The organism is Streptomyces mexicanus (assembly GCF_902506575.1).
Lineage (GTDB): Bacteria > Actinomycetota > Actinomycetes > Streptomycetales > Streptomycetaceae > Streptomyces > Streptomyces mexicanus.
In genome coordinates this window covers 4,506,553-4,528,864 of the sequence record NZ_LR732544.1, presented here as the reverse complement: position 1 = coordinate 4,528,864, position 22,312 = coordinate 4,506,553, and the positions used below count along the sequence as shown (strand labels likewise).

21 protein-coding genes and 1 tRNA gene are annotated in these 22,312 nt (G+C 71.8%); 8 read left to right on the top strand and 14 right to left on the bottom strand.

The genetic code is table 11. The annotated features are described in order from the left end of the window. Window positions 1-84 precede the first annotated feature (84 nt). From GV126_RS20370 to GV126_RS20355, 4 genes are all read right to left on the bottom strand, one after another. Window positions 85-270, bottom strand: a complete 186-nt coding sequence (locus GV126_RS20370; protein WP_185948344.1) for a hypothetical protein — start codon at window positions 268-270, stop codon at window positions 85-87. 89 nt (window positions 271-359) lie between these two features. Beyond that, window positions 360-1,253, bottom strand: a complete 894-nt coding sequence (locus tag GV126_RS20365) for an SDR family oxidoreductase (protein ID WP_159668823.1) — start codon at window positions 1,251-1,253, stop codon at window positions 360-362. Further along, the gene (locus GV126_RS20360; protein ID WP_159668820.1) at window positions 1,250-2,323 is read right to left on the bottom strand and encodes an alpha/beta fold hydrolase; all 1,074 of its coding nucleotides are present in this window, start codon (window positions 2,321-2,323) and stop codon (window positions 1,250-1,252) included. Before GV126_RS20360 ends, GV126_RS20365 begins: the two co-directional genes overlap by 4 nt. After that, window positions 2,320-3,843, bottom strand: coding sequence for a flavin-containing monooxygenase (locus GV126_RS20355; RefSeq protein ID WP_159668818.1), 1,524 nt, complete (start codon window positions 3,841-3,843; stop codon window positions 2,320-2,322). Before GV126_RS20355 ends, GV126_RS20360 begins: the two co-directional genes overlap by 4 nt. A 178-nt stretch (window positions 3,844-4,021) precedes the next feature. Here GV126_RS20355 and GV126_RS20350 point away from each other — a divergent pair, with 178 nt between their 5' ends. Beyond that, window positions 4,022-4,642 (top strand): MerR family transcriptional regulator, encoded by a 621-nt coding sequence (locus GV126_RS20350; RefSeq protein WP_159673919.1) that lies wholly within the window; start codon window positions 4,022-4,024, stop codon window positions 4,640-4,642. A gap of 8 nt (window positions 4,643-4,650) precedes the next feature. Here the strand turns inward: GV126_RS20350 and GV126_RS20345 are convergent, their stop codons facing one another. Next, window positions 4,651-5,061: a transposase gene (locus GV126_RS20345; protein ID WP_185948363.1), complete on the bottom strand. Its 411-nt coding sequence runs from the start codon at window positions 5,059-5,061 to the stop codon at window positions 4,651-4,653. A 316-nt stretch (window positions 5,062-5,377) separates the two neighbouring features. Between GV126_RS20345 and GV126_RS20340 the strand changes: the two genes are divergently transcribed. Beyond that, window positions 5,378-6,640: a recombinase family protein gene (locus tag GV126_RS20340; protein WP_159668813.1), complete on the top strand. Its 1,263-nt coding sequence runs from the start codon at window positions 5,378-5,380 to the stop codon at window positions 6,638-6,640. On the opposite strand, the gene GV126_RS20335 is transcribed toward GV126_RS20340, so the two are convergent. After that, window positions 6,607-7,410: an exodeoxyribonuclease III gene (locus tag GV126_RS20335; RefSeq protein ID WP_185948345.1), complete on the bottom strand. Its 804-nt coding sequence runs from the start codon at window positions 7,408-7,410 to the stop codon at window positions 6,607-6,609. The genes GV126_RS20340 and GV126_RS20335 overlap by 34 nt on opposite strands. A gap of 91 nt (window positions 7,411-7,501) precedes the next feature. On the opposite strand from GV126_RS20335, the gene GV126_RS20330 reads away from it, so the two are divergent. After that, the gene (locus GV126_RS20330; RefSeq protein WP_159668809.1) at window positions 7,502-7,984 is read left to right on the top strand and encodes a GNAT family N-acetyltransferase; all 483 of its coding nucleotides are present in this window, start codon (window positions 7,502-7,504) and stop codon (window positions 7,982-7,984) included. 161 nt (window positions 7,985-8,145) lie between these two features. Here the strand turns inward: GV126_RS20330 and GV126_RS20325 are convergent. The 7 genes from GV126_RS20325 to galU all read right to left on the bottom strand — a co-directional run bounded on the left by GV126_RS20325 (window position 8,146) and on the right by galU (window position 13,835). Then, window positions 8,146-8,219: transfer RNA gene (locus GV126_RS20325), tRNA-Ala, on the bottom strand. Window positions 8,220-8,348: 129 nt separating this feature from the next. Beyond that, the gene (gene sepX / locus GV126_RS20320; RefSeq protein ID WP_185948346.1) at window positions 8,349-9,596 is read right to left on the bottom strand and encodes a divisome protein SepX/GlpR; all 1,248 of its coding nucleotides are present in this window, start codon (window positions 9,594-9,596) and stop codon (window positions 8,349-8,351) included. A 173-nt stretch (window positions 9,597-9,769) separates the two neighbouring features. Beyond that, a complete protein-coding gene (locus GV126_RS20315; RefSeq protein ID WP_159668806.1) occupies window positions 9,770-10,465 on the bottom strand; it encodes a GNAT family N-acetyltransferase in 696 nt (231 codons plus the stop codon). A gap of 20 nt (window positions 10,466-10,485) precedes the next feature. Then, window positions 10,486-10,992, bottom strand: coding sequence for a MogA/MoaB family molybdenum cofactor biosynthesis protein (locus tag GV126_RS20310; RefSeq protein ID WP_159668803.1), 507 nt, complete (start codon window positions 10,990-10,992; stop codon window positions 10,486-10,488). Continuing rightward, entirely contained in the window at window positions 10,989-11,519 is a 531-nt protein-coding gene (gene moaC / locus GV126_RS20305; RefSeq protein WP_159668800.1) for a cyclic pyranopterin monophosphate synthase MoaC, read from the bottom strand. Before moaC ends, GV126_RS20310 begins: the two co-directional genes overlap by 4 nt. 85 nt (window positions 11,520-11,604) lie before the next feature. Next, window positions 11,605-12,927, bottom strand: coding sequence for a molybdotransferase-like divisome protein Glp (gene glp / locus GV126_RS20300; protein WP_201299856.1), 1,323 nt, complete (start codon window positions 12,925-12,927; stop codon window positions 11,605-11,607). A gap of 5 nt (window positions 12,928-12,932) precedes the next feature. After that, complete coding sequence (gene galU, locus GV126_RS20295; protein ID WP_159668797.1) at window positions 12,933-13,835, bottom strand: UTP--glucose-1-phosphate uridylyltransferase GalU; 903 nt, start codon at window positions 13,833-13,835, stop codon at window positions 12,933-12,935. 158 nt (window positions 13,836-13,993) lie between these two features. Between galU and GV126_RS20290 the strand changes: the two genes are divergently transcribed. Continuing rightward, entirely contained in the window at window positions 13,994-14,617 is a 624-nt protein-coding gene (locus tag GV126_RS20290; protein WP_159668794.1) for a 5-formyltetrahydrofolate cyclo-ligase, read from the top strand. Window positions 14,618-14,686: 69 nt separating this feature from the next. Here the strand turns inward: GV126_RS20290 and GV126_RS20285 are convergent, their stop codons facing one another. Further along, on the bottom strand, window positions 14,687-17,575 hold the full coding sequence (locus GV126_RS20285) for a penicillin acylase family protein (RefSeq protein ID WP_159668791.1): 2,889 nt from the start codon (window positions 17,573-17,575) through the stop codon (window positions 14,687-14,689). A 312-nt stretch (window positions 17,576-17,887) separates the two neighbouring features. Between GV126_RS20285 and GV126_RS20280 the strand changes: the two genes are divergently transcribed. From GV126_RS20280 to GV126_RS20265, 4 genes are all read left to right on the top strand, one after another. Beyond that, complete coding sequence (locus tag GV126_RS20280) at window positions 17,888-19,399, top strand: potassium/proton antiporter (RefSeq protein WP_159673913.1); 1,512 nt, start codon at window positions 17,888-17,890, stop codon at window positions 19,397-19,399. A 266-nt stretch (window positions 19,400-19,665) separates the two neighbouring features. After that, window positions 19,666-20,964: an MFS transporter gene (locus GV126_RS20275; RefSeq protein ID WP_159668788.1), complete on the top strand. Its 1,299-nt coding sequence runs from the start codon at window positions 19,666-19,668 to the stop codon at window positions 20,962-20,964. Between the two features lie 67 nt (window positions 20,965-21,031). After that, a complete protein-coding gene (locus GV126_RS20270; protein WP_159668785.1) occupies window positions 21,032-21,307 on the top strand; it encodes an FmdB family zinc ribbon protein in 276 nt (91 codons plus the stop codon). Between the two features lie 78 nt (window positions 21,308-21,385). Next, window positions 21,386-22,219, top strand: coding sequence for an S-methyl-5'-thioadenosine phosphorylase (locus tag GV126_RS20265; RefSeq protein ID WP_159668782.1), 834 nt, complete (start codon window positions 21,386-21,388; stop codon window positions 22,217-22,219). Window positions 22,220-22,312 lie beyond the last annotated feature (93 nt).

Sequence of the window (22,312 nt, the reverse complement as noted above, 5' to 3'; positions counted from 1 at the left end):
AGCCGACGCACGAACGTGGGGTGCCCTGGCACACAGGGCACCCCACGCGTCCCGGCCGGAGCCGAGCACAGCATCACTCAACGACTACCGGTCGTAGTCCTGGTTGAGGCGGTCGTCCATGTCGTCCTGCACCTCGTCGATGTCCTGACGACCGCGCTCACGCTGCTGGGACGAACGCTGGCCGGCCTTCTCGCGGCCCTCCTGGGCGCGCTCCCGGCCCTGCTGCTGGTACTGCTCGCCCTGGTCCTGGAACTTGTCCTTCATACCCATGGTTTCACTCCCGTGTGGGTGGGATCCCCCGGTAGGTGAGGGATCGACCTCGTTCAGATTCACACGGGCGGTGACCCTGCGCATGTCGATCAGTGACGGTCGGTAGCAGCGGTGGTCCGGTGCTGCTCGTCGGCCGCCCCGCCGGCCCCCACCAGGCCCGTGCGGATCCCGGTCAGACGGTCCGCGAACCGGCGCATCTCCCGCTGCCCCACGGTCCCGATGAGCCCCGGCAGATACCCGCGCACGCCCTGCATGCCGCGCAGCCACCACTGCCCGTACACATGGCTCGCGCGGCGCTCGATGCCGTCCACGATCCGGTCCACGGCCGGGCCCAGCGGATAGGTCTTGTTCGACGGCCACGGCAGCCGCTGCCGCAGCTCCCGCATGACCTCGTCCTGGTCGGCGCCGCGCACCATGTCCGTGTCCGTCCACGACAGGTACGCCACCCCCACCCGCACGCCCCGGAAGCCCACTTCGGCGCGCAGGCTGTGCGCGTACGCCTCCACACCGGACTTGGAGGCGCAGTACGCCGTCATCATCGGCGCCGGGGTGATCGCGGCCAGGGAGGCGATCTGCAGCAGATAGCCGCGGCTGCGGGTGAGCGCGGGCAGGAACGCCCGGCCGGTGACCGCCGAGCCGATCAGGTTGACCTCGATCACCCGCCGCCAGGAGACCGGATCGGAGTCGGTGAACGGGCCGCCGGTGGCCACCCCGGCGTTGGCGACCACGATGTCCACCTTGCCGAACCGCTCCTCGACCTCGGCCGCGACGCGGGCCATCGTCTCGTGGTCGGTGACGTCGGCGTGCCAGTGGGCGCTCTCGCCGTGCAACCGCTCGGAGACCTGCTTGAGCGCGTCCGGCTCCAGGCCGACCAGCGCCACCTTCGCGCCGCGCGCGGACAACTTGCGCGCCAGCAGCTCCCCGACGCCCCGCGCGGCCCCCGTGACGACCGCTACCTGCCCCTCCAGGCTCGTCCTGCTCATGCACCCTCTCCGATCCGTGCGGCGTCTTCGTCGGTCGTGCTGTCGGTCGCGCCGGTCGCGCGGTTCACGCCTGTCGCGACGGCTGCGTCGGTTTCCACGGCTGCGCGGCTCGCGCCTGTCGCGACGGCTGCGCGGGATGCGTCTGCCGCATCGGTCGCGTCGTCACTGCCCCGTCCGTACGCGGCGACCAGGTCCCGGATCCTGCCGGTGACCTGCTCGGGCGCCTCCATCGGCGTCATGTGGCCGATGCCGGGCAGCTCGGTCACCCCGACGCACCGCGGCAGCGCGGACGCCAGGAACCGCGCGTGCACGGGCGGGGTCAGCCGGTCGGCCGTGCCCACGACCACCGCCGTCGGCACCCCCAACTGCCGTACGCCGTGGTCGAGATCGAGCAGGTCGAGCACGCGGGACCAGGAGTGGCGCACCCGGCGCGGGCAGGCGTGCACGATCCGCGCGCACGCCTCGACCACGTGCCGCGCCGAACCGGGGCCCATCGTCCCGTACTTGAGGATCCGCAAGGCCGTCGGCGTGACGGGCCCGAGCGGGGCGCGGGAGCCGAGGATGCGCCGGGTCAGCCAGGTGCGCAGCCGACCGGCCCGGATCGGTACGACCGTGGAGCGGGCCACCAGCTGCGAACTGCCGGTGCTGCACAGCAGGACGGCCGCCGCGTGCTCCTGGAAGCCGGGCCGCCCGGCCGCGGCCATCACCGTCATCCCGCCCATCGAGTGACCCGCGATCACCGCCTTCTCGCCGGGCGCGAGGGTGGCGGCGAGCACCGCCTCCAGGTCGTCGGCGAGCGCGTCGGTGCTGCACACCCGGCTCGCCGGGCTGCGTCCGTGGCCGCGCTGGTCGTAGGCGATGACGCGGTGGTCCGCGGCCAGATCGCGGATCTGCGCGGCCCAGAAGGCGGTGGAGCAGGTCCAGCCGTGGGCGAGGACGACGGCGGGTGCGCCGGCGGGGCCGTGCACCTCCACGTGCAGCCGGGCACCGTCGGCGGAGACGGCGGTCAGTTCGCGGCTGGGCGCGGGAGGGGCGTACGGGCCGGAGAGGACGGGGGTCGGCCGGCTCACGCGTCCACCTCCGCCGCCGCCTGCCGCCGGGCGGCCGTCGCCGTCGGGCGGGGCGCCCGGATGACCTCGTACTCGGCGAGGTCCACCCGCCGGGTGGCGCGGCGGAACTCGGTGGTGGTGCCGGGCCAGATGGTGGTGTTGCGGCCACTGGCGTCCAGGTACCAGCTGGTGCAGCCGCCGGTGTTCCACACCGTGCGCTTCATGCGCTCCTGCACCTTGTGGTTCCAGGCGTCCACCGCGCTCTGCCGGGCGTCGAGGGCGACCTTGCCTCCGAGGACGTTCAACTGCCGCAGGTAGTCGGCCATGTAGTTCAGCTGGGACTCGATCATCAGGATCATCGAGGAGTTGCCCAGGCCGGTGTTGGGGCCGATGATCGTCATCCAGTTCGGGAAGCCGGCCGCGCTGGCGCCGCGCAGCGCGGCCATGCCGTTCTTCCAGGTCTCGGCGAGGGTGCGGCCGTCGGCGCCGACGACCCGCTCGGCGATCGGCATGTCGGTGACGTGGAAACCGGTGCCGAAGACGATCGCGTCGACCTCGGCCTCGGTGCCGTCGGCGGCGACCACGGTCGAGCCGCGGACCTCGCTGAGCCCGCTGGCCACCACGTCCACGTTGTCCTGCGCGAGCGCCGGATAGTAGGTGCTGGACAGCAGGATCCGCTTGCAGCCGATGCGGTAGTCGGGGGTGAGCTTGGCGCGCAGCGCCGGGTCCTTGATGGCGCGGGCCATGTTCCGCTTGGCCAGCTGCTCGACGAAGCCCAGCTCGTCGGGGTGCTTGGTGAACGCCTGGACCTGCAACTCCCGGATGCCCCACAGCAGTCCGCGGCGCACCTGGGTGGTCAGCGGCAGCGCGCGGTGCAGGGAGCGCTCCAGGGAGCTGATCGCGCGGTCCACGCGGGGCATCACCCACGGCGGGGTGCGCTGGAAGAGTGTGAGCCGGCCGACCCGGGGCTGGATGGAGGGCACGATCTGGATGGCGGAGGCGCCGGTGCCGACCACGGCGACGCGCTTGCCGGTCAGGTCGTAGTCGTGGTCCCAGCGGGCGGAGTGGAAGACCTTGCCGGGGAAGGAGTCCAGGCCCGTGATGTCCGGGATCTTGGGGTCGGACAGCGGCCCGGTGGCGGAGACGACGACGTCGGCGCAGAGGTTGCCGCTGGTGGTCTCGATGTCCCAGCGCAGGTGCTCCGCGTTCCAGGTCATCTTCTTGACCTCGGAGTCGAAGCGGATGTGCGGGCGCAGGCGGAAGACGTCGGTGACATGTTCCAGGTAGGCGCGGATGTGCTCCTGCCCGGAGAAGGTGCGCGGCCAGTCGGGGTTGGGCGCGAAGGAGAAGGAGTACAGGTGGGAGGGCACGTCGCAGGCGCACCCGGGGTAGCTGTTGTCGCGCCAGGTGCCGCCGACGCTGCTCGCCCGTTCCAGGACGACGAAGTCGGTGATCCCCTCACGGCGCAGCCGCACGGCGGCCCCCAGCCCGCCGAACCCGGAACCGATCACCGCCACGCGTACATGCTCGTGCTCGGCCATCTGCGAAGCCTCCACGCATCACCTAGGAACCGTGCCAGTGAACACTGGCGCAATGGGACTGTAGAGCAGCTCCGTACCGAGCGGTAGGGGGCGGGAGAAGGAAGTTACCGGCGGTACGCCATAGGCTTCCAACGTGGCAGAGGACGCAGAACACCGACAGGGCCCGCGCGAGTACCGCATGGAGGAACTGGCCCGGCTCGCCGGGATCACCGTGCGGACCCTGCGCTTCTACCGCGAGCGCAAGCTGATCCCGCCACCCCGCCGCGAGGGCCGCATCGCCTGGTACGACGACCACCACCTGGCCCGCCTGCGCACCATCACCGCCCTGCTGGAGCGCGGCCACACCCTCAACGGCATCGCCGAACTCGCCGAGGCCTTCGACCACGGCCGCGACGTCGCCGACCTGCTGGGCCTGGGCGCCCCCACCGAGGAGGTCCCCGTCCGGCTGACCCCCGAGGAACTCGCCGACCGCTTCGCCGGCGAGGTCACCGCCGAGAACCTGGCCGCCGCCATGGACCTCGGCTACGTCGGCACCGACGGCGACGAGATCGTCCACATCAGCCGCCGCCTGCTGGAGGTCTCCGCCGCCCTGGTCCGCGAGGGCATCCCGCTGGCCGAGGTCCTCGCTGCCGGCCGCCGCGTCCGCGAACACGCCGAGGCCCTGGCCGAGTTGTTCACCGACCTCGTCACCCGCCACGCCCCCGAGGACGACCTGCACCGCCTGCGCCCCCTGGCCAAGAGCGTGGTGGAGGCGGAACTGTCGATGGCACTGGACCGCCGCCTGAACAAGCGGCCTTAGGCCGTGTCCTATGCGGTGAGGCGGACGAGTCGGTTGCAGTAGCGGATAGCTGCGGCGAGGCCGAGAAAGGCGAGGTAGTCGCGGGGATCGCGCTCGTAGTGGCAGCTGAGCCTGCGGTAGCCGGACTGCCAGGACATCGTCCGCTCGATCACCCGACGACGGCAGCCCAGGCGTTCGCCGGACTCGATGCCTTTGCGGGCGATGCTCACGCCGATGCGTGTGTCGCGTAACCGAGATATCCCGAAACACGGCGGCAGAGCCCGCCAGGCACAACCGCTGGCTAGCACGTCGATGGTCGCCGCGAACAGCGTCTCATCGGGCGTGTCCTGCGTTCCGCCGCCCTGCGGCCGCACCTTCGACGGAGGGATCAGCGGCTTCGCGATCTCCCACAAGCCGTCCGGAACAGTCCAACTCCATATACCTCACCCCAAGATCAGTCCAACGAGCCACCCGCCACATAGGACACGGCCTTAACGCCTGATCTGCTCCACCACCAGGTATTCCCTGTCAATTCACTCCATCGAGGCACTTCTCTGGCAGTAGCGGACGAAATTGGGTCTGCACTCCGAGAGTGAGATCGAAAAGGCCCCGGCGGCTGTGCGACCAGCCCCGGGGTATGGCCGACACTTCCAAGGAAGCGTCGACGTGTTCCAGGGTAGTCCCCGACCGCTTGACCCACCCGCCCTCGGGGGTCCGAGAGCTCTTGCCGCCCTACGCCTCAGTTGCCTCACCAATGTGACCACCTCACCGAGCCGACAGCGTTCCGCCATCCGACTGTGCGCCGAGAGGCTCGGCTTCGCCCTGGTCGGCGAGGCAGCGGATCTCGGCGTCTCCGCCCGCCGGATCTCTCCGTTCGAAAGGCCTTCACTGTCGACCTGGCTGGAGCGTCCTCAGGCGTACGAAGCCATCGTCTGGTCACACGTCGACCGCGCCGTGCGGTCCGTGACACATATGGCCGAACTGATCGCCTGGGGGCGAGAACACACGCGGACACTCGTCTTCGGCATGCTCGAAACCGGGCGTCCCCTCGTCGTCACACCGGAGGCGACTGCCTCGACGATTCAGCAGTGCATGGACTTCGCTCACGACGTCGAGCAGGAGGCCCGTACCATCTCCACCCGACTCAGCAGCAGTCACGAGGCTCTGCGAGCTGCCGGTCGCTACGGAGGCGGACTGATCCCGTTCGGCTATCAAAAGGCTCCTCATCCTTCGGGGAGCGGCTGGTGCCTGGCTCCTGATCCCGAGACCGCAGACCTCGTCCGGGCGATCGTGGCGGACGTACATGCAGGGAAGTCTCTGGTCGCCATCGCGCGAGAACTGAACGCCTCCGAGGTGCCAGTGCCCCGTGACCGGCGAGCGCAGCTCCAGGGACGCCCGACGGGCGGTCGGCGCCACGGGCGTGACTTCGAGCGATTCCGGTGGACCTCGGGCACCTTGTCCAAGGTGCTGCGGAGCCCGTCACTGATGGGGCATCGGACGCATGGTGGACAGACCGTTCATGACGCATTCGGTACCCCGGTGCTCATCGGTCAGCCGCTGCTGTCCAACGAGGAGTTCCAGGTCCTGCAGAACACGCTGGCAACCCGCTCCAATGGCACGCGAGGACCGAGGAATCGGACAACCGCGCTGCTCACCGGCATCGCACACTGTTCAGGTTGCGAGGGGCGCATGTACTTCGCCGTGCGCAAGGGTCGGCCGTACGGCGACTATGTGTGCCGCGCGACGGCTCGCGGTGACGTATGTCCCGCACCCGCCGCGATGCGCTCCGACTGGCTCGAGACGTACGCGGTCGACCGCTATCGAGAAACCACGGCGACCCAGGCACCCGTCTCCCGTCGGCTCCTCCTCGAAAGCGGGGTCCGCGTCACCGTCACCAAGGGCCGCTCCGGTGGTGGTCCGGCACGAACAGCCGGGCCGGACGTGTCGCGTCTGACCTTCACGCTCGGAGGACCAGCCGGTACACCTCACGTCTCGAAGACCACCGTCACAGGAGCATGATCCGACCACCGCTCCTCATGGCTGGCCGCCCTCTCCACGACAGCCTTGACAGCGCGGGCGGCCAGCCCAGGGGTCGCGACGGCAAGATCGATGCGCCAGCCCGCGTCGTTGTCGAAGGCCCGCCCCCGGTACGACCACCAGGTGTACGGCCCCTCGACGTCCGGGTGCAGCGCGCGCACGACGTCGACGTACCCGCCGGCCTCGGGGGCCAGGACCTGGGTCAGCCACTCCCGCTCCTCGGGCAGGAACCCGGAGTTCTTGGTGTTGCCGCGCCAGTTCTTCAGGTCGGCCCGGGTGTGAGCGATGTTCCAGTCCCCGCAGACCAGGACCTCGCGCCCGTCGGCGGCGGCCCGCTCGCGCAGCTCCTTGAGGTAGGCCAGGAACTCGCCCATGAAGCGGACCTTCTCCTCCTGGCGCTCGGTGCCGACCTCGCCGGAGGGCAGGTAGAGGGAGGCGACCGTCACACCCGGCAGGTCGGCCTCGACGTACCGGCCGCTGGTGTCGAACTCCGTCGAGCCGAAACCGACCTGGATGCGATCGGGCTCACGGCGGGTGTAGAGGGAGACGCCCGCGCGGCCCTTGGCGGCGGCGGGCGCGTGGATGACGTGCCAGCCCTCGGGCGTGCGCACGTGCTCGGGCAGCTGCTGCGGCTCGGCGCGCACCTCCTGCAGGCACAGCACGTCGGCGCCGGTCCCGGCGAGCCACTCCACGAAGCCCTTCCTCGCGGCGGCACGCAGTCCGTTCACATTGGCGGAGGTCACAGTCAGCACCCGGGCACTGTACCGGCACACTGGACGGGGCCCCGCGGGCAGACTCCGCGGGCCCTCCCACCCGCCTTCGCATTGATATACGGTGCCTCACATGCTTATCCGCCCTGTTCCCTTCGACCACCCGGACGCCGTGAAGCTCAACGACGAGGTCCAGGCCGAGTACCAAGCGCGCTACGGCGACGACGGCGACGCCACTCCCCTGGCCCCGGCGGACTTCCGGCCACCGAACGGCCTCTACCTGATCGGCTATGACGAGGACGGCACGCCCGTGGCCTCCGGCGGCTGGCGCAGCCAGGACAGCAACGGCGAGGGCAACGAGGACGGCGACGCCGAGCTGAAGCGCATGTTCGTGATCGAGTCGATGCGCGGCCGGGGCCTGGCCCGCCGCATGCTCGCCGCGCTGGAGGAGGACGCCCGCGCCGCCGGCCGGATCCGCATGGTCCTGGAGACCGGCGACCAGCAGCCGGAGGCGATCGCCCTGTACACCTCCAGCGGCTACGAGCCGTGCACCAAGTTCGGCTACTACCGGGAGTACCCGTCGAGCCTGTGCTTCGCCAAGCGGCTGCAGCCGTAGCCGACGCGGCCGGAAAGCCTGGTGCGGCCGGGAAGCCCGGTGCGGCCGGATATCCGGCGGCCGGGAGCCCGGCGATCGGGAAGCCCGGCGATCGGGAAGCCCGGCGGGACCGGACATGACGAAGCCCCCGTCAGGTCTCCCGACGGGGGCTTCGTGCTGCGTGGACCTGAGGGGATTTGAACCCCTGGCCCCCTCGATGCGAACGAGGTGCGCTACCGGACTGCGCCACAGGCCCTTGCAACGAGTGAAACTCTAGCATCCCGATCCCGGTGGTTGGAAATCCGTTCCCGGGCTGGTCAGCGGTGGGGCTCTTAAGGGGCGCCGTGACGGCCGGTGGCCGCGGGCGCCGACGGACGGGTGAGGGCTACTCGTTGGCGGCGCGCGGCCGATCGCCGTCCTCGTACTGGTCGAACAGCGGGGTGCGGCCCCGCTCGCGGGAGCGGCGCGCGGGGTTCGCTCCGCGCGAGCGCGTGCGCGCGGGGGGCAGTGCGTCGCCGCGGCCGGCGGGCCGGTCCTCGGCCTGCGCGGCCGTCCCGTCCGCGGCGGGGGCGGTGTCCTGGTCCGGCACGGCGGCGGAGGAGCGGGCCGAGCTCCAGGTGTCGGGTGCGCCGAGGTCCACGTCGGAGGTGGCCCGCGGGGCGACCGGTGCGGTCACGTAGGTGGGCAGCGGCACCGGCACCGGGTCCCAGCTCTCGCCGCGGCCGGGGCGGCGCCGGCGCTCGCGCTGCTGGTCCAGCCACTCGGCGTGATCGGTCTGCTCGACCAGCGCGCGCCGGTCGGCGGCGAGCGCGGACAGCGCCGGGTCGGTCTGCGACCCGGCGCCCTCGTCGGGCTCCGTGGCGTCGTCCGCGCCGGTGCGGTGGCGCGGCGGGCGCCTGCTCTCGCGCAGCCGTTGCGCGGCGGCCTCGGCGCGGCGGCGGTCCATCTGGAACGCGAAGCGGCGGCGCTCCTGCACGCGCAGGTACGCGATGTACGCGCTGAGCAGCACGGCGGGCACCCCGGGCGCCCACAGGAAGGCGACACCGCCGACGGCGGCGACGATCGTGCCCAGGGTGAAGGCGAGGAAGAGGACGATGGTGGTGCGCCGGCGGCGCGCGAGGACTTTCGAGCGCCGGGCGCGCGCTGCGGCCGCCTGGGCGCCGGGCGCGGGCCGACGGGCCGCGGGCGCCTGCTGGTGCGCCGGTGCGCCGTCGGAAGCGGTCCGGGCGGGCGGTGGCTCGGCGGCCCGCGCCGCCGCCTCGGCGCTCCGGGCCGGCGACTTCGCGGATCGCGCCGGGGGCACGGTGTCCGCCGGCGGTCCGGCCTCCTCCGGCGCCGGGGGCCGCTCCTGCGTCCCGGTGGGGGGTACGGCGAAGGCCCGGACGTCCACCGAGTCGGTGACCGCGTCCGGGTCCACGGCGGCGAACTCCCCCGTCTCGGCGGAGCGCGCCCTGAGGTCCCTGGCGTACCGGCGCTCCATGCCCGCCCGTCCGGACAGCAGCCGGATGGCGGTGCTGAAGCGTTCCGTCGGACGGGCCTCGTTCAGCTCGTCCTGCCTACGGAGCCACATCGGCACCAAGTAGGCGGCCCAGGCCCCGACGATGACTGCGTAGATGAGGCCGCTGCTGCTCACGCCTCACACGGTAGAGGGGTTTGCGTGAGGCCATACGCCAATTGGGCCGGTGTGTCGCACGATCTGGCTGATACTTCCAACTTTTTTTGTGACCGATCCGATCAACAGGCCGTCAAGGCGATGAAAGGAAAGCCACTCGAGCGGTCACGAGCCGACTATTTTCGAACACATATTCAATTTCCGGGGCGTGCGGGATTCCCTCCGGTGTTCTGCGGGTCGTTGCGCGGGCCACCCTGGGCGTCGTGCCGCGGGTCACCCTGTGCGTCCTCGGTACGCGCCTCGCGCGGGCGCGTGCGCCGCCAGCGGTTCAGCAGCCCGCCGGGCACCTCTTCCGCGGTGAGCGCGAAGACCAGGTGATCGCGCCAGGCCCCGTCGATGTGGAGATACCGGGGTCGCAGCCCCTCCTCGCGGAATCCCAGTTTCTCCACCACCCGGCGGCTGGGCCCGTTCTCCGGGCGGATGCACACCTCGATGCGGTGCAGTCCGACGGTGCGGAAGCAGTGGTCCACGGCGAGCGCCACGGCCGTGGGCATCACCCCGCGCCCGGCCACCGCCTCGTCCACCCAGTAGCCGATGTGCCCGGAGCACATCGAGCCCCAGGTGATCCCGGCGACCGTCAACTGGCCCACCAGCCGCCCCTGGTACTCGACGACGAACGGCAGCATCCGGCCGGCCCGGGCCTCGGCCCTCAGGTGCCGCACCATCTGGCGGTAGGTGGGCCGGTGCGTGATGGGGCCGCCGGGCGTGGGCGGCGGAATGGTCGCCTCCCAGGGCCTGAGCCAGTTCCGGTTGCGCCGGTTCACCTCACGCCAGGCCCGCTGGTCGCGCAGCTTTATCGGCCGGAGGACGACATCGCCCTCCACCAGCACGGCGGGCCAGGACGATCCGTTCAGCTCGCACCCCCACTGCCGGCGCCGGATCTCGGGTGGTCGCCGCCGCGGAGCTGGTCCACCGCGTGCGTCACCAGGGGCTCGAGGACGGCCAGTCCGTCCTTCACCCCGCCGGCCGAGCCCGGCAGGTTCACGATCAGCGTCCGCCCGGCCACTCCCGCCAGGCCCCGGGAGAGCGCCGCGGTGGGCACCTTGTCCCGTCCGAACGCCCGGATGGCCTCCGCGATGCCCGGGACCTCGTAGTCGATCACCCGGCGGGTCGCCTCGGGGGTGCGGTCGGTGGGCGAGACGCCCGTGCCGCCGGTGGTGACGACCACGTCGTACCCGGCCGCGACGGCGGCGCGCAGCTCCGCCTCCACCGGGTCGCCGTCGGGTACCACCCGCGGCCCGTCCACGGCGAAGCCGAACCGCTTCAGGCCGTCCGCGATCAGCGGTCCGCCCGTGTCCTCGTACACCCCGGCGGCGGCCCGGTTGGACGCCGTCACCACCATGGCGCGGTAGCTCATGCCCGGCTCCAGTCGCCCGACTTGCCGCCCGTCTTCTGCTCCACCCTGACGTCCGTGATGACCGCCCCCTTGTCGACCGCCTTGACCATGTCGATCACGGTGAGCGCGGCGACGGAGACCGCGGTGAGCGCCTCCATCTCCACGCCCGTGCGGTCCGTGGTCTTCACGGTGGCCTCGATCTCCACGGCGTCGTCCGCGACCGACAACTCCAGTGTCACACCGGACACCGACAGCGGGTGGCACAGCGGGATCAGGTCCGGGGTGCGCTTGGCCCCCATGATCCCGGCGATGCGCGCGGTGGCCAGGGCGTCGCCCTTGGGGACACCCTCCCCGCGCAGCAGCTCCACCACGCGGGGTGAGACGAGGACGCGGCCGCTGGCGCGGGCGGTGCGGGCGGTGACGTCCTTGCCGGAGACGTCGACCATGCGGGCGGCGCCCGCGTCGTCGAGGTGCGTCAGCCGGCCGGGCTCGCGGCCCTGCGGGTGCTGCGCGGGTCCGGGGGTCTGCCCCGGGGAAGGCGTAGTCATGCTCTGTGGCGCTCCCGGTCGGGGCCCGGCGCGGTGCGGTGCGCGGGCCTGCTGTGCGCGACACGGTACCGCGCGCGGCAGCGGCTCAGCCGAGCAGGATCACCTCGACCTCGGCTCCGGACGCCACGGACTCGGTGTCCTCGGGGACGACGATGAGCGCGTCCGCCTGTGCGAGGGCGGCGATCAGGTGGGAGCCGCTGCCGCCGACCGGCCGGACCTCGCCGTCGGCGTACGTCCCGCGCAGGAACTGTCTGCGGCCCTTGGGCGACGTCAGCGGCTCGTCGGCCGCCAGCCGCGCCCGGGTGGTGGGCCGGTGCACGTCCTGAAGGCCCATCAGGGTGCGGATGGCCGGGCGGACGAACAGCTCGAAGGAGACGTACGACGACACCGGGTTGCCGGGCAGGGCCAGCAGCGGGATGTGGTCGGGGCCGACGGTGCCGAAGCCCTGCGGCTTGCCGGGCTGCATGGCCAGCTTGCGGAACTCCACCCCACCGCCGGGCTCGTCCTCGTCGCCGACGTGCGACAGCGCCTCCTTGACCACGTCGTACGCCCCGACGCTCACCCCGCCGCTGGTGACCATCAGGTCGGCCCGCACCAACTGGTCCTCGATGGTGGAGCGCAGGGTGTCGGCGTCGTCGGCGACGGCGCCGACCCGGTAGGCGATGGCACCGGCGTCCCGGGCGGCCGCGGTCAGCGCGAAGCTGTTGGAGTCGTAGATCTGGCCGCCCTCCAGCTGCTCGCCGGGCTGGACGAGTTCGCTGCCGGTGGAGAGCACCACCACGCGCGGGCGCGGGCGGACCGTGACCCTGCCGCGGCCGATCGCGGCGAGCAGCGCGATCTGCGGCGGCCCGAGGACCGTGCCCGCCTTCAGCGCGAGCGCGCCGGCCCGGACGTCGCTGCCCTTGTCGCGCACGTGCGCGCGGGCCGGCGCCGGCCGGTACACGCGCACCTGGCCGGTGGCGCCCTGCGGGGCCAGGCTGCGGGCGGGCATGCCGCGCACCGGTCCCTCGCCGAGGCCGCCGTCGGTCCACTCCACGGGCACGACGGTCTCGGCGCCGGGCGGCAGCGGGGCGCCGGTCATGATGCGGGCGGCCTGCCCCGGGCCCACCTGGAGCGGGTCGGCGGCGCCCGCGGCGACGTCCCCGAGGACGTCCAGCACGGCCGGGAACTCCTCACTGGCGCCGGCGACGTCCGCGACCCGCACCGCGTACCCGTCCATGGAGCTGTTGTCGAACGGCGGCAGGGACAGGGGCACCATGACGTCCTCGACCAGCACGCAGCCCTGGGCGTCGAGCAGCTGCAGCTCGATGGGTTCCAAGGGGCGGATCGTGGTGAGGACGTCCTCCAGGTGCTCCTCCACCGACCACAGGCGGTCGGTGGCGGGACTGTCGTGCCCGGCGCTGCTCACCGTCGTCACATCTCCTCGGCTACGTATCTGCGGAGCCAGGCCCTGAAGTCCGGGCCCAGGTCTTCACGTTCGCACGCGAGCCTGACAATGGCACGCAGATAGTCGCCTCGGTCGCCGGTGTCGTAGCGGCGGCCCTTGAAGACGACGCCGTGCACCGGGCCGCCCACCGTCTCGTCGTCCGCGAGCTTTTGCAGGGCGTCGGTGAGCTGGATCTCGCCGCCGCGGCCGGGGGCGGTGGTGCGCAGTATGTCGAAGATGTGCGGGTCGAGGACGTAGCGGCCGATGATCGCGTAGTTGGAGGGCGCGTCCGCCGGGTCGGGCTTCTCCACCAGGCCGGTCACCTGGACCACGTCGCTGTCCTCGGTGGTCTCCACGGCCGCGCAGCCGTAGAGGTGGATCTGCTCGGGCGCGACCTCCATGAGGGCGACCACGCTGCCGCCGTAGATCTCCTGGACCTCGATCATGCGCTGCAGCAGCGGGTCGCGCGGGTCGATCAGGTCGTCACCGAGCAGCACGGCGAACGGCTCATGGCCGACGTGCGGCGCGGCACAGAGCACCGCGTGGCCCAGGCCCTTGGGGTCGCCCTGGCGGACGTAGTGGATCGACGCGAGGTCGCTGGACTCCTGCACCTTGGCCAGCCGCTCGGCGTCGCCCTTCTTCTCCAGGGCGGACTCCAGCTCGTAATTGCGGTCGAAGTGGTCCTCCAGGGGCCGTTTGTTGCGGCCGGTCACCATGAGGACGTCGTCGAGGCCGGCGGCGACGGCCTCCTCGACCACGTACTGGATCGCCGGCTTGTCCACGACCGGCAGCATCTCCTTGGGGGTGGCCTTGGTGGCCGGCAGGAACCGGGTGCCGAGGCCTGCTGCGGGGATCACTGCCTTGCTGATCCTGGGCTGCGACTGACTCATGCCCGTCACCTTATCCGCTGCCCCTGTCACGGGCCTGTGACCGGGGGGAACTCCCCTGTGGACAGCCTGTGGCCCGCGCCCCGGGCGCCGGCGCGGGACGCCGATACGATCGCCCCGGTGATGCGGGTAGGTCGTGCGAGGAAGCGCGGAGGTCGGCCGTGAGCGAGACCCAGGGGGCGGCGCGGTCCGCCAAGCGGGAGCTGCGCCGCAGCCTCCTCGCGGCACGCGACGCGCTCGGCGCGGACGAGGTGCGCCGGGCAGCGCGTGAGCTGGCCTCGCGCGCACTGGAACTGCCCGAACTGGCGCGGGCGCGCACGGTGGCGGCGTACGTCTCCGTGGGTACCGAACCGGGCACCCTTGCGCTGCTCGACGCGCTGCGCGCGCGGGGCGTACGGGTCCTGCTGCCCGTCCTGCTCCCCGACAACGACCTGGACTGGGGTGCCTACGCGGGCGAGGACTCCCTCACGCGGGTGCGGCACGGCGGGCGGATGGCGCTGCTGGAGCCGTCCGGGCCGCGCCTGGGCCCGCAGGCGGTGACGGACGCGGACGTGGTCCTGCTGCCCGGCGTCGCCGTCGACGCGCGCGGCGTGCGGCTGGGGCGCGGCGGCGGCTCCTACGACCGTGTCCTCGCCCGCCTGGAACGGGCCGGCGCGCATCCGGCGCTGGTGGTGCTGCTGTACGACGGCGAGGTCGTCGCGCACGTGCCGGACCAGCCGCACGACCGGCCGGTGAAGGCGGTGGTGACGCCGTCCGGGGTGCGCCGCTTCGGCGGCCGCCGCTGAGCCCACGGACACGGCGAGGGCCCTCCACGCGCGCGCGTGGAGGGCCCTCGGTGCCGGGCGGTCAGCGGCTCACGGCCTGAGCACCAGCGTGTCGCGCGTGCTCTTGTCCACCGCGTTCTCCGAGTACGACCAGGGCAGCAGCTCGCCCTGGGCCCACAGTCCCGTCTGGTCGGTGTAGTGGGCGCTGAAGGCGTGCCCGGAGGCGCCGGTGAGGTTGATCCACTTGGACTTGTCCAGGTCGGCGAGGTTGACCACCATCCGCATGGACGGCACCCACACCACGCCGTAGCCGCCGGCGGCGTTCCATCCGGAGGCGTCGACCGCCGCCTCGCCGCCGCTGAGCTTCCACGGTCCCCGGTTCAGGACGTACTTCAGGATGCCGGGACCCTCGGTGCCCAGGGTCTGGTTCTTCAGGAACAGCCGGTGCAGCCGGCCCCAGCTCCAGGTGTCGATGTCCTTGCCGAGCTTGGCGGTCAGCTCCCAGCGGGCGTCGATCATCGCCCGTGCGAACAGCTCGTCGCGGTTGTCGGCCTTGGGGCGGGTGCCGGAGGCCGGGGTCTTCCACCAGTCGCTGTTCGGCTGGTTGACCAGGTTGCGGACGACCTCGAACCAGCGGTCGCTGCCGTCGGGCTGCGCCTGGTCGGCGTCGCGCTCACCGCACTCGCGGACCTTGGTGTTGTCGTCGACCGGACCGGTGCTGTCGGCCGGCTCCACCCACAGGCACTGGCCCTTGACCCGCAGCTCCTTGGGCAGCTTGTTGCCGAAGGCCAGCTTGAGGATGTTGCGCCAGACCGCGTTGAAGTAGGCGGCCGCCGCCGAGTCGGCGTCCTGGGTGTAGTCCCAGCCCTGGAGCAGCTTCTGCGCCTGGCGGACGTCCTTGTCCCCGATGTCGATCTTCAGCAGCATCGGCACCAGCAGCTTGGCGATCTCGCTGCTGTTGTCCATCTGCATCTGGCGCATGTCGTCGGTGGAGATCTTGCCGCCGCCGTCGATCTTCGACTGGATCAGGTCGGTGATCCGCTGGCTGCGGGTGCCGTAGCCCCAGTCCGTGGTGAGCGTGTAGGGGTACTTCTCCGGGTCGACGACGGCCTGATTGGCGGTCACGATGTAGCCGCGCTTGGGGTTGTACTCGTAGGGCAGCTCGTCCTGCTGGATGTAGCCGGTCCAGTCGTAGCCGGAGTCCCAGCCCGGCGCCGGGACGGAGCCGTCGTCCTTCTTCGCGCGGATCGGGATGCGCCCGGGCAGCGTGTAGCCGATGTTGTTCTTGGTGTCGGCGTAGATCAGGTTCTGCGAGGGCACGTCGAACAACGCCGCCGCCGACCGGAACTGGCTGAAGTCCTTCGCCCGGTCGATGGCGAAGACGGCGTCCATGGTGGTGCCCGGCTCCAGCGCGGTCCACTTCAGGGCGACGGCGTAGCCGTCGCCGCGGTCGGGCGCCGCGGTGTCGACGGTGGCCTTCTTGCCGACCTTGACCAGTTCGTCGTCGCGGTCGGACAGCAGGGGCATGCCGTCCTGCGTCTCACGGACGACGATCGTCTTGGAGGCGCCGCCGGCGACCTTGATGGTCTCCTGGCGGGTGCGGAACGGCACCGTCTTGTCGTCGCGCAGGTAGCCGTCGCCGCTGAGCTTCTCCAGGTACAGGTCGGTGACGTCGACACCGGAGTTGGTCAGGCCCCAGGCGATGTCCTGGTTGTGGCCGATGACCACGCCGGGCATGCCGGCGAAGGTGTAGCCGGTGACGTCGTAGGGGCACTTGGCGGAGACGGCGCGGCAGTGCAGGCCCATCTGGTACCACACGCCCGGCAGCGAGGCGCCCAGGTGCGGGTCGTTGGCCAGCAGCGGCTTGCCGGTGATGGTGTACTTCCCGGCGACGACCCAGGAGTTGGAGCCGATGCCGCTGCCGTTGACGCCGACGGCCGTGGGCAGGTCCTGCATGACGTTCCGCAGGCCCATCAGCTGGCCCTGCACGCCGGAGCCGGACGAGCCCGTGGTGCCGGCGGCCGGGGCGCCGCCGGTGCCGGTCGTACCGGGCGTGCCCGTCGTGGTGCCGGTGGTGCCGGTCGTGGTCCCCGTCGTGCCGGTCGCCGTGCCCGCCGTGCCGGTCGACAGACCGGTGCCGGACGTGCCGGAGGCGCCGGACGTGCCGAAGGAGCCGTCCGAGCCGCTGCCGTCCGCCTCGAAGGCCTTGGCCAGCTCGTCGTACTGGCCCTGGGTGACGATCGGCTTGTTGCGGCTGTAGGGGTAGTCCGGGTACAGGTCCTTGATCTGCTTGGGGCCCAGGCGGCTGGTCATCAGCGCCCGGTCGATCTCGTCCTGCATGTTGCCGCGCAGGTCCCAGGCCATGGCCTTCAGCCAGGAGACCGAGTCGACGGGCGTCCACGACCGGGGCTTGTAGTCGTTGGTGAAGCCCAGGGCCGCGTACTCCAGGGAGATGTCCTTGGCGTCCTTGCCCTTGAGGTAGGCGTTGACTCCCTGGCTGTACGCCTGCAGGTACTTCTTGGTGGAGGCCGACAGCTTCTTGTCGTACTCCTGCTGGGCCACCCGGTCCCAGCCCAGGGTGCGCAGGAACTCGTCGTTCTTGACCTGGCTCTTGCCGAACATCTCCGACAGGCGCCCGGCGGTCATGTGCCGGCGCACGTCCATCTCGTAGAACCGGTCCTGGGCCTGGACGTAGCCCTGGGCCATGAACAGGTCCTCGGGGGTGTCGGCGTAGATCTGCGGGATGCCGTAGCCGTCCCGCTTGACGTCGACGGGCCCGGACAGGCCCTGGAGCGTGATCGAGCCCTTGGTCTGCGGGAAGGAGGCGCGGACGGTGCTGACCGACCAGTAGGAGCCGTAGGCGATGCCTCCGATGATGGCCAGCACCAGGACGACCACGACGAGTCGGGCTTTTCGCCCCTTCTTCCTGCCGGACTTGCCGGGCTTGTCACCCGTTGAGGCGGTGGTGTTGGGGGGCATCGCTGTCCTTGCTGTCCTAACGCGAGCGGCAGGCGGTACTGGAGTGCTGGAGCAACCATAGGCGCAGGACCCTCTTCCGCTTGACGGGGAGTCGCATCCAGGCGCGGACGGACGTTCGATCAGTGCGGCGGAAGCGTCAAGAAAGCGTCAAGAGTTAGGTAAGGTAACGAAGTAACGGGAGGGACCGGGGCCCGGCACACAAGGCCAAAAAGGTCCGATGTCCTTGAAGATCCCGGACCAGCACGAAAACCAGAGAAAGCGGACAACTCGGATCACTCGGCACATTCGCAGAACTCGGGGAAGGAACCGCCACTGACTGTTCACCACCTCAACCAGCTCCTGCTCGCCTGCTCCCTCGTCCTGCTCGTCGCCGTGGCAGCGGTACGGATCTCCTCGCGCAGCGGGCTCCCCAGCCTGCTCGTCTACCTGGGGATCGGCATCGTCATGGGCCAGGACGGCCTCGGCCACATCCGCTTCGACAACGCCGCGCTGACCCAGCTCATCGGCTACGCCGCCCTCGTGGTGATCCTCGCCGAGGGCGGTCTCGGCACGAAGTGGAAGGAGATCCGGCCGGTCCTGCCCTCCGCCGCCGCCCTGGCGCTGGCCGGGGTCGCGATCAGCGTCGGCGTCACGGCGGCCGGCGCGCACTACCTCGTCGGCCTGGAGTGGCGCCAGGCCCTCATCATCGGAGCGGTGGTGTCCTCGACGGACGCGGCGGCCGTCTTCTCGGTGCTGCGCCGGGTCCCCCTGCCCGCGCGGGTGACGGGCACGCTGGAGGCGGAGTCCGGGTTCAACGACGCCCCGGTGGTCATCCTGGTCGTCGCCTTCTCCACGGCCGGCCCCGTGGAGCACTGGTACGTGCTGGTGGGCGAGATAGCCATGGAGTTGGCCATCGGCGCGGCCATCGGCCTCGCGGTGGGCTGGCTCGGCTCCTGGGGCCTGAAGCACGTCGCCCTGCCCGCCTCCGGCCTCTACCCCATCGCCGTGATGGCCATCGCGGTCACCGCCTACGCCGCCGGCGCCCTCGCCCACGGCAGCGGCTTCCTGGCCGTCTACCTGGCCGCGATGATGCTCGGCAACGCCAAGCTGCCGCACTGGCCGGCCACCCGCGGCTTCGCCGAGGGGCTCGGCTGGATCGCCCAGATCGGCATGTTCGTCCTGCTGGGCCTGCTGGTCACCCCGCACGACCTGGTCGACGACATTCTGCCCGCCGTCGTCATCGGCCTGGTGCTGACCATGGTCGCGCGACCGCTGAGCGTGGTGTTCAGCCTGCTGCCCTTCCGGGTGCCGTGGCAGGAGCAGACCCTGATGTCCTGGGCCAGCCTGCGCGGCGCCGTGCCCATCATCCTGGCGACGATCCCCATGGTGAACGGCGTCGACGCCAGCCGCCGCATCTTCAACATCGTCTTCGTCCTGGTCGTCGTCTACACCCTCGTCCAGGGACCGACCCTGCCCTGGCTCGCCCGCACACTGCGCCTGGGCGAGCCGCAGGAGGCCGCCGACCTGGGCATCGAGTCCGCGCCCCTGGAGCGGCTGCGCGGCCACCTGCTGTCCGTGGCCATCCCGGAGGGGTCGCGGATGCACGGCGTGGAGATCAACGAACTGCGGCTCCCGGCCGGGTCCGCGGTGACCCTGGTCGTCCGCGAGGGAAAATCGTTTGTCCCGCTGCCGAGCACGGTGCTGCGGCGCGGCGACGAACTCCTGGTGGTGGCCACCGATCCGGTCCGCGAGGCCGCGGAGCGCCGGCTGCGGGCCGTGGGCCGCGGCGGCAAGCTGGCGGGCTGGCTGCACACGAACGGCGACGGTGCCGGCGCCGGCCGGTGAAGCCGGGGAGCACAGGTCTGGGAACCCAGGCAGGGGCAGGACGCCGTGCCCGCTTTCACAGGTGTTCGCGCCTTCGCCCCCTGTAGGATGAAGGCGCACCCTGATCGAACCAACTCTGCCTGACGCAGAGCTGGCGCGACCGTATGGCGGCCGGGTCGCCCCCCGCAGTGGGCGCCGGCATCTACCGCAGTTAGCGCAAGAGGACAGCTCTCGGCGCGCCCACACCCCACGGGGCAGCGCTACCAGGCGGCAGAAAGGCACGGGCCGTGGGATCCACGGTCACCAGCACCGGACCTGCGAAGAAGACGACGGCATCCGCCCGCCCGGGATACGGGCAGCTGCTGCGCACCCGCGGCGCCTGGACGTTCCTGCTGCCCGGCTTCGCGGCGCGCCAGCCGTTCGCGATGCTCACCCTCTCCATCGTGCTGCTCGTGCAGCACACCACCGGCTCCTACGGCTCGGCGGGCGCCACCGCGGCCGTCACCGGCGTCTCCATGGCGCTGTTCGCGCCCTACAGCGGGCGCCTGGCGGACCGCTACGGGCAGCGCGCCGTCCTGCTCCCCGGCGTGCTGGTGCACGCCGCGGCGGGGCTGACGCTGACGGCGCTCGCCCTGGCGCACGCCCCGCTGTGGGCGCTGTTCGCCGCGGCCGTGCCGACCGGCGCCTCGGTGCCGCAGATCGGGCCCATGGTGCGCGCCCGCTGGGGCGTCGTCCTGAAGGACTCGCCGCTGATGACGACGGCGGCGGCCTTCGAGTCCGTCACCGACGAGCTGACCTTCGTCCTCGGCCCGCTGGTGGCCACGGCCCTGTGCACGGCCCTGGCGCCGGCCGCGGGCCTGATCACGGAGGCCGCGCTGACCCTGGTCGGCGGACTGCTGTTCGCCACGCAGAAGCGCACCCAGCCGCCCGTCGCGGCCACCGACGGGCACGCGCGCGTGCCGCACTCCTCCGCCCTGCGCGTGCCCGGCGTGCGGGTGCTCATCGTGACCTTCCTGGGCATCGGCTCGGTCTTCGGCGGCATGCAGGTCTCGCTGGCGGCGTTCACCGAGTCGATCGGCCGACCCGGCCTGAACGGCGTGCTCTACGGCACGTTCGCCGCCGGCAACATGCTCTCCGGGCTCGTGTGCGGCGCCATCGCCTGGAAGGTGGCCCCGCACCACCGGCTCGTCGTCGGCTACACCGCGCTCGCGCTGGCCGCCTCCTCGCTGTGGACCGCGCACTCGGTGGCGTTGCTGGCCGCGCTCGGCCTCCTGGTCGGCATGTGCATCGCACCCGCCCTCATCACCGGCTACACGCTGGTCGAGGGCCTGGTCGAGGCCGGTGCCCGCACCGAGGCGTTCACCTGGCTGACGGGTGCGGTGGCGCTGGGCCAGGCCGCCGCCGTCACGGTGGCCGGACAGCTGGAGGACCACCTGTGGGGCGGTGCCGGATTCCTGGTCCCGATGGCCGGCACGGTGCTCGCCCTGCTCACCCTCCTGGCGCTGCGCTCGCGGCTCGCGCCACCGCCCTTCGGCCGCACCGTGGCACGTGGCGTCGGTCACCGCTCCCCTGTCGCAGTGGACTGAGGCCGCGGAATACGTCACTATGGACCATCGTTAGCACTCATCGAGTGAGAGTGCCAGGAGGAAGACAGTGCCCACCTACCAGTACCAGTGCACCGAGTGCGGCCAGGGCCTCGAGGCGGTGCAGAAGTTCACCGACGACGCGCTCACCGAGTGCCCCCACTGCAGTGGCCGCCTGAAGAAGGTGTTCTCCGCCGTCGGCATTGTCTTCAAGGGCTCCGGCTTCTACCGCAACGACAGCCGCGGCTCCTCGTCGAGCAGCAGCCCGGCGTCGTCGTCGAAGTCGTCGAGCACGTCCGACTCCTCGTCCGGCTCGGCGTCGTCCTCGACCAGCTCCGCCGCCTGATCCTCGGCCTCTTCGGGACCCTGCCGTCACGCGACGGCGGGGTCCTCGGCGTACGCCCGTGCGGTTAGTGTGCTGCCCATGGCGAACGCAGAGATCGGTGTCATCGGCGGTTCCGGCTTCTACTCCTTCCTGGACGACGTGACCGAGGTCCAGGTGAACACGCCGTACGGGGCACCCAGCGACTCCCTGTTCCTCGGCGAGGTCGCCGGGCGGCGGGTCGCCTTCCTGCCCCGGCACGGCCGCGGCCACCACCTTCCGCCGCACCGCATCAACTACCGCGCCAATCTGTGGGCGCTGCGTTCGGTCGGGGTGCGCCAGGTCCTCGGGCCGTGCGCGGTGGGCGGCCTGCGCCCGGAGTACGGGCCGGGCACGCTGCTGGTGCCGGACCAGTTCGTGGACCGCACCAAGTCCCGGCAGCAGACCTACTTCGACGGCGTCCCCCTGTCCGACGGCACCGTGCCGAACGTGGTGCACGTCTCGCTCGCCGACCCCTACTGCCCGGCCGGGCGGGCGGTCGCGCTCAAGGCCGCGCGCGGGCAGGGCTGGGACGCGGTCGACGGCGGCACGCTCGTGGTCGTGGAGGGGCCGCGCTTCTCCACCCGCGCCGAATCGCTGTGGCACCGGGCGCAGGGCTGGTCGGTCGTGGGCATGACCGGCCATCCCGAGGCGGCGCTCGCCCGGGAACTGGAACTCTGCTACACCTCCCTGACCCTCGTCACCGACCTCGACGCGGGCGCGGAGAGCGGTGAGGGCGTCTCGCACGAGGAGGTGCTGCAGGTGTTCGCCGCCAACGTGGAGCGGCTGCGCGGCGTGCTGTTCGACGCGGTGGCCGCGCTGCCCGCCACCGAGGAACGGGACTGCCTGTGCACGCGGGCGCTGGGCGGGATGGACCCGGGGTTCGTGCTGCCGTAGCGGGCGGGAGCGGAGGAGCGGCGGCCGGCGGGGGGGCGCCGGGGGGGCGGGCTCTTATACACATCCGACGCCGGCGGCGGCTCCCTACGCGCG

Bases quoted from the DNA above. Each gene is read 5' to 3' on its own strand.
- GV126_RS20370 (WP_185948344.1), bottom strand. From the start codon at position 270: ATGGGTATGAAGGACAAGTTCCAGGACCAGGGCGAGCAGTACCAGCAG.
- GV126_RS20365 (WP_159668823.1), bottom strand. From the start codon at position 1,253: ATGAGCAGGACGAGCCTGGAGGGGCAGGTAGCGGTCGTCACGGGGGCC.
- GV126_RS20355 (WP_159668818.1), bottom strand. From the start codon at position 3,843: ATGGCCGAGCACGAGCATGTACGCGTGGCGGTGATCGGTTCCGGGTTC.
- GV126_RS20350 (WP_159673919.1), top strand. From the start codon at position 4,022: ATGGAGGAACTGGCCCGGCTCGCCGGGATCACCGTGCGGACCCTGCGC.
- GV126_RS20330 (WP_159668809.1), top strand. From the start codon at position 7,502: ATGCTTATCCGCCCTGTTCCCTTCGACCACCCGGACGCCGTGAAGCTC.
- GV126_RS20310 (WP_159668803.1), bottom strand. From the start codon at position 10,992: ATGAGCTACCGCGCCATGGTGGTGACGGCGTCCAACCGGGCCGCCGCC.
- moaC (WP_159668800.1), bottom strand. From the start codon at position 11,519: ATGACTACGCCTTCCCCGGGGCAGACCCCCGGACCCGCGCAGCACCCG.
- galU (WP_159668797.1), bottom strand. From the start codon at position 13,835: ATGAGTCAGTCGCAGCCCAGGATCAGCAAGGCAGTGATCCCCGCAGCA.
- GV126_RS20285 (WP_159668791.1), bottom strand. From the start codon at position 17,575: ATGCCCCCCAACACCACCGCCTCAACGGGTGACAAGCCCGGCAAGTCC.
- GV126_RS20265 (WP_159668782.1), top strand. From the start codon at position 21,386: ATGGCGAACGCAGAGATCGGTGTCATCGGCGGTTCCGGCTTCTACTCC.